The following is a 16671-nucleotide window of genomic DNA, read 5'->3' on the forward strand; positions in this document are numbered from 1 at the left end:
GCTTTGTGGAGTACGGGGAAACCATTGAGGAAGCTTTGAAACGGGAGATAAAGGAAGAGACAGGTCTTGACGTCAGAATCCTAAGGATGGTAGGAGTTTACTCCGAGCCGAACAGGGACCCGAGGGGACACACGGTTTCGGTTGCCTTCCTCTGCCTTGGTGAGGGTGAACTCAAAGCTGGTGATGATGCGAAGGAAGTCCACGTCGTTCCGATTGACGAGGCCGAGAAGCTTCCGCTGGCCTTTGACCATGCAAAGATACTTAGGGACGCACTTCACCCAAGGGACTGCTGGTGATTGCCATGAGGCTCGAATACCCAGCCTTTGGAAGGATAATCGTTGACGGGAAAACCTACGAGCACGATATCGTAGTTTACCCGAGCGGAAGGGTCGAGAGGAGGAAGAAGTGGTTGAGCAAGGGCAAACACGGGACGAGCCACAAACTCGACCCGGAGGAGCTGAGGGAATACCTGAAGGAAGACTTCGACGTTCTGATAGTTGGCACGGGTTTCTACGGCTACCTCTCCCTTCTCCCGGAGAGCAGAGCTCTCGTTAAGGGAAAAGAGGTTATGGAACTTCCCACGGGAAAGGCCGTCGAGCTCTTCAACGAGCTCTGGGGGAAGAAAAGAGTTCTGGGAATTTTCCACGTTACCTGCTGAGATACCAGAGCAGGAACGCGTCAACGGTCAAAAGGAAGGGCACAGCGAGGAACCATCTGAGGTACCACAGTCCCCCGGTTATTCCAACGATTAAGCCGTTTACGGCAAGAGTAGCCAGCATTTTCTTCCATGTCGTCTGGGGTAGCGAGACTTCCCCCGTTTTCCAGTAGAACACCGCGAGGGCCGTTCCGGACGTGGCAACGGGCAGGAGTATCACCAGTGGGAGAACCTTTAGGGCCCCCCGAGTTTTGAGGGATAAAACTGCTGTAGTGAGTGTCCCCGAAACCACGGGAATCGTTGCCATGGTGATTATCTTTCCCCGAAGGAAGGTTTTCAACTCCAGTGGAAGGGCCCTGAGAACCTCAAAGGCCCTCCCGTCTACTTTGAGAACGGCATCTATCGAAATCGCCGACGTCCAGCCCACTGCTAGGACGAACCCGAGGAGAGCGCTAGCACTTCCCGAGCTTATTGCCCCCGCCAGAGGGGGGATTACAACGACAATCGGCATCAGGAGTCCGGTTAAAAGTGATGTGTTCCGCGAGGCAACCTTGAAGTCCTTCAGGGCGAGGGCCAGGGGCGGTGAATGGAGGGAAATTCTTCCGGTGGTTTTTCTTCCCCCTGTTGCGGTTCCTTCGCTTATTCTGGCCCAGAGCCTCCTGATGGTCAGGACGTAAACCGTCCCGATGACCAATCCATAGGCGATGAGAAGGCCGATTGAGAGGAGCGGTTTTTCAACGGTTGAAACAGAGAAGGGATACACTACTGAGTGCCTCTGGAAAACCCCCTTCAGGCCCTCGTAGTGATTTATAACGTAGCGCTGGAAGTAGTTCAGGCCGTAGAAGAGGGACATCAGAACCAGAATCCCAAGGGCTTTTAGTGCCGTCTTAATGCTCGAGAACCTTCCAGGGGAGACCCTCCCGAACCGGTCGTATATGAGCAGTCCGAGGGTGTGGCCTAGCATCGCCCCCGTTATCGCCCACGCAAAGCCGAGCAGTCCCTTTAACGGTCCGAGCTTCAGAGCGAGGGCAACTGACGGGACAAGGAGGAAAAGAACTGCTGGAACCTCTGTGCTCAGGAGCAGGAAACTTAGATACCTCCCTCCAACCGCAATGGGAAGCGATAACAGGGGCTCGAAGAGGCCGAGAGAGACGGCGTACTGGGCGGTTACGGCCGTTCCGTAGAGGGTCATCAGAAGGGGAATGATGCAGTAGCTCGCGTATATCACTGTGGAACCCCCGGGGTCCTTCGTATAGTAAACGGCGGGAAAGAGTATAAGCCCGAACAGCGAGTACAGAAGAGACTGGCTGATGAGGGCCCTTTTCAGGTTCCCTCCCCTTTTGAAGGCCTTTGAGAACTTTTCCCAGTTCGATGAAAGCTGGGGGTTTGCCTTTAGTCGTCTGTACGTCATCTCACGGTAGAGGACGCGTATGATTTCCCATTCCATCAGAAGGCCTCCCTAAGGGCCCTGACGAGCGAGCTGACCTCTTCCTGACTCTGGGTCAGCTTCAGGAAGACGTCTTCAAGGTTCTCCTCGTGGGCAAAGCTCTTCAGTTCATCCGGCGTCCCCTCCGCTATGAGCTCGCCGTTGTAGATTATCCCTATTCTGTCGCAGACCGCTTCGGCTATGGCGAGGACGTGGGTGGAGAAGGCTATGCTTTTCCCCTCCTCTTTGAAGCCGTTGAGGAGCTCCTTCATAATCCGCGCGCTCTTGGGGTCGAGGCCGTTGATTGCCTCATCAAATATCAGAACCTCGGGGTCGTGGAGGAGGCCCGCTATTATGGAAACCTTTTGCCGTGTTCCAAAGCTCAGCGTTCCTATCAGCTCGCCGATGTATTCCCCTATTCCAAAGGCGCTCACAAGCCTCTCAACGCGCCCTTCCAGTTCTCCCTTGGGAATTCCCCTTATGCTCCCGACGAGGGAGAAGAACTCCATTGGGGTTAAGCTTTCATAGAGAAGGGGTGTTTCCGGGATGTAGCCGGTTATTCTCTTCACGTCCATCGGCCTTTCCGCGACGTTTATCCCGTTTATAACGACCTTACCGTTGCTCGGAGGGATTATTCCGGCAAGAATTCTCATTGTGGTGCTCTTTCCGCTCCCGTTCGGCCCGAGGAGGCCGTAGATTTCGCCGTCGTGAACGGTGAAGGAGATGCCCTTGAGGACCACCTTTCCGCCGAAGCGCTTGGTAAGGTTCTCAACCTCTATCACACCACCACCTGTAGGAAGTACGCCTTTGCACTAAATAAAGTTACTGGAGATGTGAAGGAAAATTTAATTTTGCTTTTTCTCAAGGTGCGCCCTCTTGACCTCAAGCACGCCGGAATAGCTGCACTCGTTCCACCTCTTCTCAACCTCGTCGAAGACTATTCTGGCTTTGAAGAAGGGCGCGTCCCTCACAAAGGTCTCGAACTCCCCGCCCTCACCAGCAACGTGAATTTTGTACTTCTCGTGGAGCTTGATAAGTTCTTCCAAAGCCCTCTCGTCTATTTTCCTGCCGAGCCAGCGCTCATCGAGGCCGTAGGCAGCGGTGCCAACCATTACAATGTCGAAGATACCGATAAGCTCTCGCATATACTCGATAGGGTCCCGATGCCATGCGGGAGCGAAGCTCTTAAGGCCGAGTTCCTCGGCAACCCTATCCACCCTCCTCTTCTGGTACTCGCTCGCAAGAGCTCCAGCGACAACACCGTCTATCTTAAGCCCATCGAGAACGGCCTTCATGTCCTCTACTTCCTTCTCTTTTTCACCGCTCGTGAAGCCCTTAATAAGTGGAATCCCTATGGCCTTTGCCTGTAGTTCCGTTAGGTGGATATTGGGCACGTGATACATGTAACTTTCCTCGCTCTCGCTGACCATTGAGACGAGGTACTTCACCTCAAACCCCTGTTTCAGAGCCCAATAGAGGGCGTAGTTTGAATCTTTCCCACCGGAATAAAGGACAGCGACGCGCATTTCCACCACCGAAAACTTTAAATTACCTACGGTTAATTTAAATTCGCTTCTCCCAATGATGCCATGCTGAGGGCCTTAAAAAGGTGATGGCGATGCCTAAAACCGCAGTGATTCTAGCGGCCGGCCTCGGAACAAGGATGGGCGGGAAGCCTAAGGGACTCCTCAAAGTTGCTGGAAGGGAGATTCTGTACCGGACGATGACGCTCCTCCAGAGGAACGGTGTTGAGCGCTTCGTTATAGTCACCAACGAACGCTACGCCCCGCTTTACAGGGAGTTCTTGGAAAGGCACGGCTTTACCGCGGAGCTGGTTATAAACCCCGAGCCTGAGAAGGGCAACGGACACTCCCTCCACCTCGCGAAGGGAACCGTCTCCGGAAAGTTAGTCCTTGTGATGAGCGACCACGTTTATTCAGAGGCCTTCGTTGAAAAAGCCATAGGTGGAAATGGCCTCATAGCGGACAGAAGGCCGAGATGGATTGACATCAGCGAGGCAACGAAAGTCAGGGTGAAAAACGACCGGGTTGAGCGCATTGGAAAAGGGCTGAAGGAATGGGACGCCGTTGACACGGGCTTCTTCGTCCTCGATGATGGGATTTTCAACGTGACGGAAGAGCTTGAGCGCGAGAAGAACGGCGATTACTCGCTCAGCGAGGTCGTTGAGAGAGCAAAACTGCCCGTTACGTTCATTGACGGCCTCGGCTGGACGGACGTTGACACGCCTGAGGAGATAAAAAGGGCGAGGAAAATGCTGGTTAAGACCGCTGTGAAAGGAATCGGCGACGGTTTCGTCAGCAGGCACTTGAACAGAAAGATTTCAACTGAGATAAGCGCCCTCCTCGTGGATAAAGTCACACCAAACGAAATGACGGCATTTACCTTCGCTCTGGGAATCTTCTCCGCTCTGCTGACCCTCGTAAACCTCCCCTTGGCAGGAATCCTCTACCAGTTTAGCTCCATTTTGGATGGCGTTGACGGCGAGATAGCGAGGGCATCCCTGAGAACGAGCAGGCTTGGCGGTTACATTGACTCAATTCTCGACCGCTACGTTGACGGGAGCTTTCTGGCCCTGCTGGCCTACTCGACTCTAAGGGGGCCTTTCTGGTATCTCATCGCGCTTTTGGCCCTCCTCGGCTCGGTTATGGTCAGCTACTCGACGGAGAGGTTTAAGGGGGCCTTTTGTAGAGATGCCTACTTGGAAGTACCAGCCCTCAGAAAACTGCCCGGAAAGAGGGACGAGAGGGTCTTTCTCACGATGCTTTTCCTGCTGTATCCCGTTTCAGCCTTTATGAAAGCTCTCTTTGTCCTATTGGCAGTCCTGACGAACCTGCGGGTGGCTCTCACACTCTATTTCATCTCCAGAAAAGTTTCGCAACCAAAAACTATTTAACTGTTATAAAATATTTGAAAACAACAAAAAGGAGGTGGGAGAAAATGGTCAGGGTTGTTATACTCGGACAGGGCTACGTGGCAAGCATATTTGCGAGCGGTCTTGAAAAGATAAAGGCAGGAAAGCTCGAGCCCTATGGTGTTCCCCTCGCCAACGAGCTCCCGATTAAGATTGAGGACATAGAGATAGTTGGTTCCTACGACGTTGACAGGGCAAAGGTCGGAAAGGACCTCCACGAGGTCGTTAAAACCTATGACCCGGAAGCTCCAGAGAGCCTCAAGGGAATCACAATCAGGAAGGGTATCCATCTCGGAAGCCTCAGGAACCTCCCGATTGAAGCGACCGGTCTCGACGACGAGATGACCCTCAAGGAGGCCGTTGAGAGGCTCGTCAGCGAGTGGAAGGAGCTTAAACCAGATGTCTTCGTCAACGTCTGCACCACTGAAGCTTTTGTCCCCTTCGAGAGCAGGGAGGAGCTCGAGAAAGCTATCGAGGAAGGTAGGAAGGACAGGCTCACCGCGACGCAGGTCTACGTTTATGCAGCAGCAAAGTACGCAAAAGAAGTTGGAGGAGCGGCCTTCGTCAACGCGATTCCAACTCTGATAGCCAACGACCCGGTCTTCGTCGAGCTAGCGAAGGAGAGCAACCTCGTTATCTTCGGCGACGACGGTGCCACCGGCGCAACGCCGCTCACAGCCGACATACTCAGCCACCTTGCCCAGAGGAACCGCTACGTCCTTGATATAGCGCAGTTCAACATCGGCGGAAACCAGGACTTCCTCGCTCTGACTGACAAGGAGCGCAACAAGAGCAAGGAGTTCACTAAGTCGAGCATAGTCCAGGACCTCCTTGGCTATGATGCGCCGCATTACATAAAGCCCACTGGCTTCCTCGAGCCGCTCGGCGACAAGAAGTTCATAGCTATGCACATCGAGTACGTGAGCTTCAACGGCGCCCACGATGAGCTCGTCATAACCGGCAGGATAAACGACAGTCCAGCTTTGGCAGGTCTCCTCGTCGACCTCGTCAGGCTCGGAAAGATAGCCGTTGACAGGAAGGAGTTCGGAACGGTTTATGAGGTCAACGCCTTCTACATGAAGAACCCCGGACCGAAGGAAGCGAGGAACATACCACGCATAATAGCTCACGAGAAGATGCGCCAGTGGGCCGGTCTCAAGCCTAAGTGGCTCTGACGGCAAGCTTTTAACTCCCTTTTCCTATTCTTCTCGGTGGGTGAGAATGAGCTGGAAGAGGGGAGCCTATCCAGAGTTCACCGTTGAAGACGCGGTCGCGGTTCTTTTCCTAATGAAAAACCCCATTGGAAGGAAGACAATCTCGGAACTCCTCGACTTGGGAGAGGGAAGTGTCAGAACGCTGTTGAGGAAGCTTTCGAAGCAGGGACTCATAGAGTCCTCCCAGAGGGGCCACGTCCTGAGCGAAAATGGAAGGGGACTCATTGGGGAACTTTCGAAGGCCTTCTCTGAAGTTTACTCTGCAGGGAAGGTTGATGGGTTTCCGGCCTATGCACTCGTCGTGAAAAATCCGCCGGAGTTCAAGAGCATCGAGCTCAGGGACGAGGCGATAAGGTTCTTCGCTAGGGGTGCAATGATTCTGGTCGTTAAGAAAGGGGAAATCGTTTTTCCTGAGGACGGCAGGCCGTTGAAGGAAACGATGCCGGAACTTGCCGAAAGGCTTTCCACCATCAGAACGGAGGAGGGAGACATGGTTGTCGTTACGTGGGCCGAGAATCCGGCGGATGCGATGAAGAGTGCCTATCACGTTGCCGTATTTTTGAAGGACGTCCCAGAGGAGATAAAGTCTCTCGTGAGGTGAAAGCGTGAACCGGCTAATTCTCGCTCTTGACCTCTACGACCGCGAAAAGGCCATAGAAATAGCCCGTCAAACTGCCGACTACCTCTGGGCGATTAAGGTCAACTGGCCACTCATCCTAGGTTCGGGTCTCGGGATAATATCAGAACTGAAGCAAGTGACGGGACTTCCGGTCATAGCGGATTTGAAGCTCGCGGATATTCCAAATACAAACAGGCTGATAGCCAGAAAAGTCTTTGAAGCCGGTGCTGACTACATCATAATCCACGGCTTCGTCGGAAGGGATAGCGTTAAAGCGGTAATGGAGCTCGGAGAGACTATAATTGTCGTTGAGATGAGCCACCTTGGAGCAAAAGAGTTCATCCAGCCGGTGACAGATAAACTCATCGAGATGGCCAACGGGCTTGAGCCTTTTGGTGTTATAGCACCCGCAACAAGGCCGGAGCGCGTCGCTTACATCCGTTCAAAGCTGAAGCCGGGGATTAGGGTGATAACGCCCGGCGTCGGTGCTCAGGGGGGAAAGGTAGGGGACGTTTTAAAAGCCGGTGCCGATTACATCATCGTGGGAAGGGCGATATACCAGAGTGATAATCCAAGGGAGAGCGCGAGGAAGATTCACGAGGAGGTGGAAGCATGGAGCTGAAGGTCAAGCATCCATTGAGCAAGAAGGAGGTTAAGGAGATAATCCTCGAGATGAGCGAGATTTTCGGAGAGGAGATAGCGAAAAAAATGCTGAACAAAAAGGACCGTGTTGAGCTCGCGGAGTTCGACAAGACCACCGAGATTCTCCTCGTCAACGGAAAGCCCTTCTTCATAAGGCGCAAGGGCTTAATCTTTCCCCTTGTCATAGCGCTCTACGAGCTGTCCAATGAGGAGGACTTGAGGAAGTGGCCGAGGCGGGTTGTGGTTGATGAAGGAGCCGTTCCATACATCATCAACGGTGCCGACGTGATGGCGGCGGGGATAGTTGACGCCGACGAGAACATAAGGGAGGGTGACTTTGTCTTCGTGGTTGAGGAGCAGTACGGAAGGCCCCTTGCCATCGGGATAGCCCTCATGAGCGGGGAGGAAATGAAGAAGAAGCCCAAGGGCAAAGCGGTGAAGAACATCCACCATGCGAAGGATAAAATCTGGAACGTCACGGTGGGATGAAATGGGAGAAAAAAGGAAAATCAGGGTTCTCGTTGGGGGCGTCTTTGACATCCTTCACGTAGGTCACATCCACTTTTTGAAGCAGGCAAGGGAACTCGGCGACGAGCTTGTCGTTATAGTAGCTCACGACGAAACCGTGAGGATGCAGAAGAGGCGCGACCCAATAAACCCTGCTGAGGACAGGGCGGAGCTCCTGAGGGCGATAAAATACGTTGACGAGGTTTACATAGGCTCGCCCGGGACTATAGACTTTGAGCTGGTCAGGAGGATAAACCCAGACGTCATAGCCATTGGCCCAGACCAGAACTTTAACTGCGAGAAACTTAAGGAAGAACTTCGAAAACACGGGATAAACGCTCAGGTAATTCGCGTTCCGTACCTCTACAAGAGTGACAGGGCAAAGACGAGTAAGATAATCCAGAGGATTGTGGAAACCTACTGCGAGTGATTTAACGCCTTATTTTACCCCTGATTTGACCTTACCCGGGGTGGGGCCCTAAGGCTTCAGCTTTGAGATGTAATCGCGCAGGAACTCGGGGTCCTCCCTTTTTACAGCACTTAAGAGTTCTTCAAACTTCTTCTCCCCGAGGGCGAGGCGGAGGTAGTAGTAGAGGTTGACAGCATCTTCCACTATTGCGCTCTGCCTCCTCCCCTCTTCAGCATAGAGCTGTATGAGCTTTACGTTCATGTCCCTGCTGACGTAGAGGGTCTTCTGCATCTTCTCATTCTTCAGGTTGTGTTCTTTCTTCGGTTTTGATGGCTTCGTCGGCTTCGTAAGCTCGTCTATCGAGCCGTCGAAGAGCTTGGGGATTTTATCCCTCGGCAATCTCAACCACCTCTTTGGCGAGCTTTAGGAAGGCCTTCGCGGCGCGACTCTTACCATCAAATTCAAATATGCTCTTCCCCTCGCTCTGGGCCTTCTCAAGGGCTATGGCTTTTGGAATGGTCGCGAGGATTGGTGCGTCTGGATACGTCTCCTTAAGCTCCTTGAGGCGGAGTTTTGGAACCTTCGTCTGTTTGGTGAACTTGTTTGGAACGAGACCGAGGAGTTTCAGGTTCTCGTTGGTTTCTTCGCGTATCATTCTCATGAGGTTGAACATGAGTTGCATTCCTATAACTCCAAAGTAGCTGAGCTCGAGGGGAATCAAGACGTAGTCGGAGGCAGTCAGCGAGTTTACGAGGAAGATGCCCATGCTCGGGGGGTTGTCAATTAGGACGTAGTCGTAGTCCGGCAGAATCGGTAGGAGTGCTTTTTCAAGCCTCCTTTCGCGGTTGTAGGCGTTTATGATTTCAATTTCTTTCGCTGAAAGGTTCAGATGGCTGGGAATAAGGTCGAGGTTTTTCCTCACATGTATAAGGCTCTCGTTAATCTCGCTTTCTCTGGTCATAAGCGTCCCAACGTGTCTCTCGGCGTAGTCAAGAACCTTCATGCCGATTAGTCCGAAGGTGAGGTTGAACTGGGGGTCAACGTCAACGAGGAGAACCCTCTTCCCCATATCCGCTAGGGCAAAGCCGAGGTTCATCGTCAGGGTGGTCTTCCCGACTCCCCCCTTCTGATTGGCAACGCTGATTACCACTGCCATGGGTTTCACCTAACTAAAGGGGAAATCAGGAGAGGTCCTCGAAGTCGTCAAGGACCCGGCTTATGTATGATGGAAGCCCAGACTTTGGTTCCTCTCTCCTCGCTATCGTCTTGTAGAGTTTGTCTTCAAAGGACTCGAAAGTCTTCTTGGGCTTCGCCGGTAGAAGTGCCTCCTTGGGGGCCAGCTGGAGTGCCGTTTCACCACCAAGGATGTGCGGGCTCTTAACGCCAGTCATTATGACCATGGCCCTGACCATCTTGCCCATGTCCTCGTCAATCCTTGCCCCCCACTTGATTTCACTCTTCTCGCCGAGTTTTTCATAGACGATGTTCATAGCCTCGTTGATTTCGCCGAGGCTTATATCTGGTCCAACTGTAAAGTGGACGAGGGCCTTTTCACCGCTCCCGTATTCAACATCGAGAAGCTTGTTCTGGAGGGCGTTCTTGACGGCATCCACGGCCCGGTTGCTTGAGTCGCTCTCTCCTATTCCTATCAAAGCCGCACCGCCATTCTTCATGACGCTATAAACGTCGGCGAAGTCTATGTTCACCATCGACGGGAGCTTTATTGTCTCGGTTATTCCCTTCACCATCCTCGCTATTATCTCGTCGGCGAAGCGGAAGGCGGCGTTTATCGGGAGCTTTGGAACGAGCTGGAGGAGCTTGTCGTTTTCTATTATCACAACGGTGTCGGAGTAATAGAGGAGGGCCTTTATACCGGCCTTGGCCTTCTCAATTCTCAGCTTGCCCTCGTTCTTGAAGGGGAACGTTACGACGCTAACCACAAGGGGCTCCCTGAACCTGCCGTTGTGCCTCGCACGCTCCTTTACGACTCTCGCAACGACTGGAGCCGCTCCTGTTCCGGTTCCGTTGCCCATTCCGGCCGTTATGAAGACGAGGTCAGCATCTCCAATCGTCTCGGCTATCTCGTGGGCGCTTGCCTCCGCCGCGCGGTAGCCTATCTCGGGGTCTCCGCCGGAACCCTTGCCCTGCGTTATTTCCTTCCCCAGGAGAAGCTTCTTGTGGGCCTTTGCGTGCTTCAAGGCCTGAGCATCGGTGTTCATCGCTATTAACTCCGCCCCCTGGACGCCGAGCTCATAAAGGCGCGTTATTGTGTTATTACCAGAACCACCGACACCAACGATAACAATCTTTATCAAATCGTCATCATCCTCCATAAGGTTCTCTTCCATCTTTGGCCTCTTTGGCTCGTCGTCGAGGTCTATCTTTATCCCCGCCTGTTCGAGCAGTTTAAACACCATATGCCCCAACCCCCAGCGTTGAGTGTGAGCTGATTTAAATCCTAAATTTAAACTGCTTATTTTATGATGTAATCGGGTGTTGAGCGGTTTTCAGCGTCAAGCTGGTAAAGTTCCCTCTTCAGAAGCTCGCGAATTGCCTCACGGATGATTTCACTTCTGTTGGGATAAACCCCCTTCTTAACTAACTGGTCCATCGCGTTTATGAGGCCCTGCGGAAGCTGAACACTTATAATTCTCATCCTGCTCATTCCTGCACCACCACGTTCATTGAGCCGCTGTGATAGGTAGTGATTAATTAGTTAAATACTTTGTGCCTCTATCTTAATATTATAATATTATCTTTTTCAAAAAATTTTTAGAAAACTCTTTTAAGGTAAACGTCTAAACGAAAAGACGGTGGTTCGGAAGTGATTCAAGTAACGGATGGGGTTTTCCTTTCAAAGGTTTCAGTCCAAAACGTTGAGAAAGTCCTTCCTTACCTCGGGGAGAGCGTTCAGTTGGTCAATAGCGGATGTTGGAAGGTTGTTGCCTTCGCCTCAATACTTGCCCTCAGGGCCTTTGAGCGGGGAACTAACCACGCAAAGACCCTCGGTGGGGAACTACTCCTCCGTCTGGCAGGAACGCTTCAGATTAAGGAGGCCATAAAGGACGTCGGAGTTAGGGAAGGCCCCAATTACCTAGTAGTCTTTGGTGATGAATCCCGGGCGTGGGGAATCATTGAAAAACTTGGCCTTGAGGAACTACCCTTTGATGACTGTTCTGATGAAATTGCGAAAACTTTTTTTGAAAAATCAGCTCTTGTCGAAGTTTTATAGGGGCAATTCTCCTTTTCCCCACGTCTGTTTGAGGATAGATTTATATACTACACCTCTCACACCCTCGCAGTGCCCGGGGGGATGCAGAATGCGTTACAAGAAGAGAAAATATTTCCTCGCCGGAAGGATAAACATAATCCAGCGCTCGAAGATTAGAGAGCTATTCGAAAAGGCCTCGAAGATGGAAGACGTTATTTCCCTTGGAATAGGTGAGCCCGATTTTGACACTCCGGAGGTTATTAAGGACGCCGCGAAGAGGGCTCTCGATGAAGGTTACACCCACTACACGCCCAACGCGGGCATTCCCGAGTTCAGGGAGGCCATAGCTGAGTACTACAAGGACTTTTATAATGTTGATGTTGAGCTTGACAACATCCTTGTCACCGCTGGCGCTTACGAGGCCACTTATCTGGCGTTCCAGAGTATCCTTGAGCAGGGTGACGACGTTATTATTCCCGACCCGGCCTTCGTCTGCTACGTTGAGGATGCAAAGATAGCCGAGGCAGGAATCATAAGGATTCCCCTGAGGGAGGAGTACAAGTTTCGCCTTAACCCCGACGAGCTCGTTGAGGCTATAACCAAGAGGACGAGGATGATTGTTATCAACTATCCTAACAACCCGACTGGAGCGGTTATGAAGAAGTCAGTCGTCAAGGCAATAGCTGACATAGCTCAGGATTACAACATCTACATTCTTAGTGACGAGCCCTACGAGCACTTCCTTTACGAGGGGGCTAAGCACTACCCGATGATTAAGTACGCTCCCGATAACACAATCCTTGCCAACTCCTTCTCAAAGACCTTCGCTATGACCGGCTGGCGCCTTGGCTTTGCCATAGCCCCTAAGCAGGTCATCCGGGATATGATTAAGCTTCACGCCTACGTCATTGGAAACGTTACTTCCTTCGTCCAGATAGCAGGCATAACGGCCCTCCGCGACAAGAGGAGCTGGGAGGCCGTTGAAAGGATGAGAAAGGTCTATGACGAGAGGAGAAAGCTCGTCCTTAAGTACCTTAACGAGATGCCCCATATACAGCCTTTCAGGCCCAAGGGTGCGTTCTACGTTTGGGTTAAAATTGACCCCGAGCTCGACATGACGAGCGAGGACTTCGCCGACTGGCTCCTCGACAATGCTAGGGTCGTTGTGATTCCGGGAACGGCCTTTGGAAAGCATGGGGAGGGCTGGGTCAGGATAAGCTACGCGACCGAGAAGGATAAGCTCATCGAGGCCATGGAGAGGATGAAGGAGGCCCTCTCAAAGCTCTGAGGTGGTTTCATGGAAAACCTCATTGCAGTTTTTATAGCCGTATTCTTGGCCGAGTTCGGGGACAAGACCCAGCTGACAACTATAGCCTTCGCTTCTAAGTATGGCTGGAAAACGGCCTTTATCGGCGCAATCCTCGCTCTCGCGACCGTTAATATCATCGGCGCCCTCGTTGGGGAAGTTCTTGGCGATGTCCTCCCTATGGATTTAATTCACGAGGGCGCCGGGGTTTTGTTCATCGTCTTCGGCATTCTGATGCTACTCGGAAAGCTTTAGGGGTGGTTGCCATGGAAAAGAGATGGTCAACTGTGTTGATAAACACGGTACTCTTGGCTTCGGGCTTCGGAACCATGCACATGCTGGAAAAGTTTAAGGATGTGGTTCTGGCACACTACGGCATAACAGAGGCAATGATGAGTTATCAGCAGACGGCCTACGTCGTTGGACTCTTTGTGGCCTTTCTCCTCGGTGGAACGAGTCTCTTTAAGGGCTCCTTCAAGAGGAGCGTGGCTTTAATAGTGAGCTTCGCGGCGATTCCTCAGTTCCTGATTCCATTCATGCCCAACTGGTGGGGTGTTGTTGCGCTACGCTTCTTTCAGGGCTTTATAGTTGCCCTCATAGCGGTCTTCAGCAACCAGATTGGCAGGCTTTTCGTGGCTGAGAGGCCATTTGCCAAGGGTGTAATCCTCTCTGGAATATTCTGGGGTGGAATCTACGGCATAAACCTTGCCAAGTGGGCTGGCGGGAGCAAGGCCAGCTGGTCCTCCGTTACCGAGGCCTTCATCATCTCTGCTGTTATAATGTACGTCATGCTCGCAATATGGTGGCTCTTCGTTGAGGACTTCGAGATTCCTAAGGAGAAGCACTCTTCCAAGGGAGTTAATGTCTGGAAGATGCCCTTCACTTGGGTCTTTGGGTTCACCTTCTTCCCGGCCCTTTGGATTATCTTCACCCTCGGCTCCTTCACGCTCCACAACGTCAAGTTCAGCGACGCGCAGGTGGCGAACCTCGTCATGACCCTTGAGGTCTCAATGGGGCTGTGGTCCATAATCATGGGCTACCTCGGCTACCGTCTCTCCGTTAAGAACACCAGCAACCGCGGTCTCTTCAAGGCCATCGTAAGTGTTATGACGCTCTCATACGCCGTAACATTCCTCGGTCTCTTTATCGTCTGGAAGGCCATAAGCGCCAACGACTACACCCTCGCGCTCCTTGGAATAGCTGTAACGGGAATCGTTCAGGGAACTGGACCAGCGTTCTGGACAACGGCTCCAGCGGCCTATCCAAAGGAAATCTACCCTGAGGCCAGCTTTGCCCTCGGTCTAATCTCGAACTCAGCGAACGCGGTGGCTCCAAACGTCATGTTCGTCTTGGTCCATAGCGTTACAACGGGAATGATAATCTACCTCAGCATGGCCCTTCTTGGTATAGTGCTTCTCCTCGTCTCGAGCAGGATGAAGCTCCCGGTTGAGGAGCTCTCCTAACCCCTCTTTTTTATCACGTGGATGTCCCTGATTAGGCGGTGCCTTTCTTCGTAGTCGAGGTACCTCCCCAGAACCTCAAAGCCGAGCTTTCCGAGCCACCCTCGCTCCTTCCGGTAGATGCTCTCGTCCCTCAGCCTGTAGGCGGGAAACACAAAAACGACCCTTCCGTTTCGCTTTAAAACGTCCGCAAGGCTCTCGAAGACTGAATAGTAAAAACGGTCGAGCTCGTTGGCCATCTTTATAGCCTCTCCTCTGCTGGGGTTCCTCTTTAAGGGCTTCCCGAGGTAGGGTTCCGTAACTATCGCATCAAAGCGCTCGCGGAAACATCTCTTGAGCTTTCTGGCGTCGCAGACCTCTATTCTGGCCGAGTTCTTGACTCTAAACTCCCTCCTCAGCCACTCGATGTTTCTCCTAGCTTCCCCAACTCTTTCGGGGTTGCGGTCGCTCCCGTAAGAGGGCAATCCCTGGAGGACGAACTCCTGGAGGACTGTTCCAATCCCGCAGAAGGGGTCGAGGAATTTTCCTTTCTTGACTTCGGTGAGGTTTACCATTACCCTGGCGAGCCTCGGCGGAATGGAAAGGATTGGCCTCTGGACGGGCCTCTCAACGTCGAGCTTCTTCAGCTCGAAGGGGTCTGTAACCCTAACCGTTTCCCCGACGAGAAAGCTCCCATCGTTTCTAAAGAGGAACACTATGTCCTTGACTTCAGGAAAGCCCTTCAGAATTAACTCAGCAGGCATGGAATAGACCTTGGCCGGCTTGAAGAACTTTGCTGGTCCGGTTTCTTTGAAGTGCCTCTTTACTTTGCTCCCCAGTTTCCTCCAGAGCTTCCAGTCGTCTCTCCCGTACAGGCTTACCGTGAAGAGCCTGGCGTATTCAAGGTCTTTGATGGCTTCTTCGCTTTCTCCAACGATTCTAATTAACTTGAGCGAACCCCCGAGCCAGCGGAAGTGTCTCTCCACCGAGGGCTTCGACTCAAAGACAATCCAGTTATTTGATTCCTCAAGGGGCCTGACCTTTAGGCCAAAGCGCCTTGCGAGGGCGAAGAATTCTGCCCTTCCCAGCTCTGGGTTCTTTCCCAAAATAACTCCATACATGGATTGCGCTCCGGGTAAGTTTTTAAAAAGCTTCCGAGTAAGTCACTCCAAGCCAGACTGGTGGTTGCCATGCTCGTCCTTGAGGTGCTCGAATCAGTGAAGGAAATCCCGGACCCGTACGTAAGGACGGTTACCTACGCGAGGGTCGGAGAGGAACTCGCAAAGAGGGCCCATCCCCTCTACAAGCGTGCCTTTCTTAGTGCCTTCGAGTCATTGGCATCAATAGACGACCCGTTCACGATGCTCAAGGCCCTGCTTTCCATCGGCGTCTCGCTCGGGAGGGCCAAAATCAAGGCCTACAAGAAGGTTTTCTCAAGGATTTTCTTGGAGTCGAGGAGTTTAAGCCCTCCCCAGAGGGACGAGCTCCTTAAAATGGCTTCGCTGTCCCTTTTGAGCCTCGGAGATATAGGTGAGGCGATAACGTTTGCCGTGGAAATATCAGACGATGACCTCAGACAGGTCACCCTCGTTTCCCTAGTCAGGGGAATCTCCCGCTCACTCGAGCTAAAACCCATTAAGACCGCCTACAGGCTCAGGAAGATTAGGCTCATCCTGGAGTACATAACCGACGAGCCCTACCGCTCGAAGGCCCTCCTTGAGCTCTCAAAGGCTTTAATAGCACTCGGCAGTTATGAAAGTGCCTTTTCGGCTGTCCGCGAGATGAACTCCCAAGAGTGGGCGAAGCAGGCCTTCAAGGAGCTTGCGTTTCGCCTCAGCGAGCTCGGTGTCATTGAGAGATACGCCGATTCCTTCATAGCCCTCGCCGAGGAACTATCGAAGAAGTTTGGGGAGGGTTTCATCCCCGAGCTCTCCACTGCACTGGCACTCGCTGGGAGGGGCGAGCTCGCCGTCGGGATGCTCAGGAAGGTCGGTGACATGAATCTTTTCGAGCGGGTCGCTTTGGACGTCCTCGACAAGAACCCCTCGTCCCTCGGGGTGTTCTTGGGTGCCCTTTCCGAGGATGAAGCCAGAGTTGTCGGAAAGGCCCTGATGAACCGCATCTTAGAAGAGCCCGGGCTGGAAAAGAGGGATATAGTTAACACCATAGCGCGCTTCTCCCGTTCCGAGGAGGTCTGGGCCAAGGTTGCCCGCTTTTACACGCTCGTCGGCGATATTGAATCCGCGAGGAAAATAGGCCTCGTTCTTCAAAATCAGAGGCTCCGCTCGATAGTTATGGCCGACGTTGCCCA

Annotated in this window: 21 protein-coding genes; 13 read left to right on the top strand and 8 right to left on the bottom strand. The window is 52.6% G+C overall.

The window, feature by feature from the left end:
- A partial coding sequence (locus tag F7B33_RS09465; protein WP_297074273.1) for an NUDIX hydrolase occupies window positions 1-296 on the top strand: 296 nt, incomplete at its 5' end.
- A 5-nt stretch (window positions 297-301) separates the two neighbouring features.
- Window positions 302-658 carry an Mth938-like domain-containing protein gene (locus tag F7B33_RS09470; RefSeq protein ID WP_297074286.1) on the top strand — a complete coding sequence of 119 codons (357 nt, stop codon included), beginning with the start codon at window positions 302-304 and terminating at the stop codon, window positions 656-658.
- Here F7B33_RS09470 and F7B33_RS09475 read toward each other — a convergent pair.
- The 3 genes from F7B33_RS09475 to F7B33_RS09485 form a co-directional block, all read right to left on the bottom strand.
- Window positions 648-2102: a hypothetical protein gene (locus F7B33_RS09475; protein WP_297074274.1), complete on the bottom strand. Its 1455-nt coding sequence runs from the start codon at window positions 2100-2102 to the stop codon at window positions 648-650. The genes F7B33_RS09470 and F7B33_RS09475 overlap by 11 nt on opposite strands.
- A complete protein-coding gene (locus F7B33_RS09480; RefSeq protein ID WP_297074276.1) occupies window positions 2102-2863 on the bottom strand; it encodes an ABC transporter ATP-binding protein in 762 nt (253 codons plus the stop codon). Before F7B33_RS09480 ends, F7B33_RS09475 begins: the two co-directional genes overlap by 1 nt.
- 63 nt (window positions 2864-2926) lie before the next feature.
- Window positions 2927-3607, bottom strand: a complete 681-nt coding sequence (locus tag F7B33_RS09485) for a TIGR00289 family protein (protein ID WP_297063447.1) — start codon at window positions 3605-3607, stop codon at window positions 2927-2929.
- A gap of 86 nt (window positions 3608-3693) precedes the next feature.
- Between F7B33_RS09485 and F7B33_RS09490 the strand changes: the two genes are divergently transcribed.
- The 6 genes from F7B33_RS09490 to F7B33_RS09515 are packed head-to-tail and all read left to right on the top strand — an operon-like array spanning window position 3694 to window position 8425.
- Window positions 3694-4995: a bifunctional L-myo-inositol-1-phosphate cytidylyltransferase/CDP-L-myo-inositol myo-inositolphosphotransferase gene (locus F7B33_RS09490; RefSeq protein WP_297063423.1), complete on the top strand. Its 1302-nt coding sequence runs from the start codon at window positions 3694-3696 to the stop codon at window positions 4993-4995.
- Window positions 4996-5039: 44 nt separating this feature from the next.
- Window positions 5040-6188, top strand: coding sequence for an inositol-3-phosphate synthase (locus F7B33_RS09495; RefSeq protein WP_297074277.1), 1149 nt, complete (start codon window positions 5040-5042; stop codon window positions 6186-6188).
- A gap of 46 nt (window positions 6189-6234) precedes the next feature.
- Window positions 6235-6828, top strand: a complete 594-nt coding sequence (locus tag F7B33_RS09500) for a DUF4443 domain-containing protein (protein WP_297074279.1) — start codon at window positions 6235-6237, stop codon at window positions 6826-6828.
- Between the two features lie 4 nt (window positions 6829-6832).
- A complete protein-coding gene (gene pyrF / locus F7B33_RS09505; RefSeq protein ID WP_297063427.1) occupies window positions 6833-7468 on the top strand; it encodes an orotidine-5'-phosphate decarboxylase in 636 nt (211 codons plus the stop codon).
- Window positions 7459-7977, top strand: coding sequence for an RNA-binding protein (locus tag F7B33_RS09510; protein WP_297063429.1), 519 nt, complete (start codon window positions 7459-7461; stop codon window positions 7975-7977). The genes pyrF and F7B33_RS09510 overlap by 10 nt, the downstream gene beginning before the upstream one ends.
- Window position 7978: 1 nt before the next feature.
- On the top strand, window positions 7979-8425 hold the full coding sequence (locus F7B33_RS09515; RefSeq protein ID WP_297063430.1) for an FAD synthase: 447 nt from the start codon (window positions 7979-7981) through the stop codon (window positions 8423-8425).
- 48 nt (window positions 8426-8473) lie between these two features.
- Here the strand turns inward: F7B33_RS09515 and F7B33_RS09520 are convergent, their stop codons facing one another.
- Genes F7B33_RS09520 through F7B33_RS09535 form a run of 4 tightly spaced genes read right to left on the bottom strand, consistent with a single transcriptional unit; the run spans window position 8474 to window position 11069 of the window.
- Entirely contained in the window at window positions 8474-8803 is a 330-nt protein-coding gene (locus F7B33_RS09520; protein WP_297063432.1) for a CopG family transcriptional regulator, read from the bottom strand.
- Entirely contained in the window at window positions 8790-9560 is a 771-nt protein-coding gene (locus F7B33_RS09525) for a ParA family protein (protein WP_297063434.1), read from the bottom strand. The genes F7B33_RS09520 and F7B33_RS09525 overlap by 14 nt, the downstream gene beginning before the upstream one ends.
- Window positions 9561-9585: 25 nt before the next feature.
- The gene (gene ftsZ, locus F7B33_RS09530) at window positions 9586-10821 is read right to left on the bottom strand and encodes a cell division protein FtsZ (protein ID WP_297063435.1); all 1236 of its coding nucleotides are present in this window, start codon (window positions 10819-10821) and stop codon (window positions 9586-9588) included.
- Window positions 10822-10877: 56 nt separating this feature from the next.
- Window positions 10878-11069: a ribbon-helix-helix domain-containing protein gene (locus tag F7B33_RS09535; RefSeq protein ID WP_297063436.1), complete on the bottom strand. Its 192-nt coding sequence runs from the start codon at window positions 11067-11069 to the stop codon at window positions 10878-10880.
- Window positions 11070-11228: 159 nt separating this feature from the next.
- Between F7B33_RS09535 and cgi121 the strand changes: the two genes are divergently transcribed.
- From cgi121 to F7B33_RS09555, 4 genes are all read left to right on the top strand, one after another.
- Entirely contained in the window at window positions 11229-11636 is a 408-nt protein-coding gene (gene cgi121 / locus F7B33_RS09540; RefSeq protein WP_297063438.1) for a KEOPS complex subunit Cgi121, read from the top strand.
- A gap of 88 nt (window positions 11637-11724) precedes the next feature.
- Complete coding sequence (locus F7B33_RS09545) at window positions 11725-12903, top strand: pyridoxal phosphate-dependent aminotransferase (RefSeq protein WP_297063440.1); 1179 nt, start codon at window positions 11725-11727, stop codon at window positions 12901-12903.
- Between the two features lie 9 nt (window positions 12904-12912).
- Entirely contained in the window at window positions 12913-13176 is a 264-nt protein-coding gene (locus F7B33_RS09550; protein ID WP_297074280.1) for a TMEM165/GDT1 family protein, read from the top strand.
- A gap of 11 nt (window positions 13177-13187) precedes the next feature.
- Window positions 13188-14384, top strand: coding sequence for an MFS transporter (locus F7B33_RS09555; RefSeq protein ID WP_297074282.1), 1197 nt, complete (start codon window positions 13188-13190; stop codon window positions 14382-14384).
- Here the strand turns inward: F7B33_RS09555 and F7B33_RS09560 are convergent.
- The gene (locus F7B33_RS09560) at window positions 14381-15481 is read right to left on the bottom strand and encodes a TRM11 family methyltransferase (protein ID WP_297074283.1); all 1101 of its coding nucleotides are present in this window, start codon (window positions 15479-15481) and stop codon (window positions 14381-14383) included. The two genes, F7B33_RS09555 and F7B33_RS09560, sit on opposite strands and share 4 nt — an antisense overlap.
- Before the next feature lie 60 nt (window positions 15482-15541).
- Here F7B33_RS09560 and F7B33_RS09565 point away from each other — a divergent pair.
- Window positions 15542-16671 (top strand): prenyltransferase (locus F7B33_RS09565; RefSeq protein ID WP_297074285.1); only part of this gene is annotated, 1130 nt, incomplete at its 3' end.

The sequence above is a fragment of the Thermococcus sp. genome, assembly GCF_015523185.1.
Classification (GTDB): domain Archaea; phylum Methanobacteriota_B; class Thermococci; order Thermococcales; family Thermococcaceae; genus Thermococcus.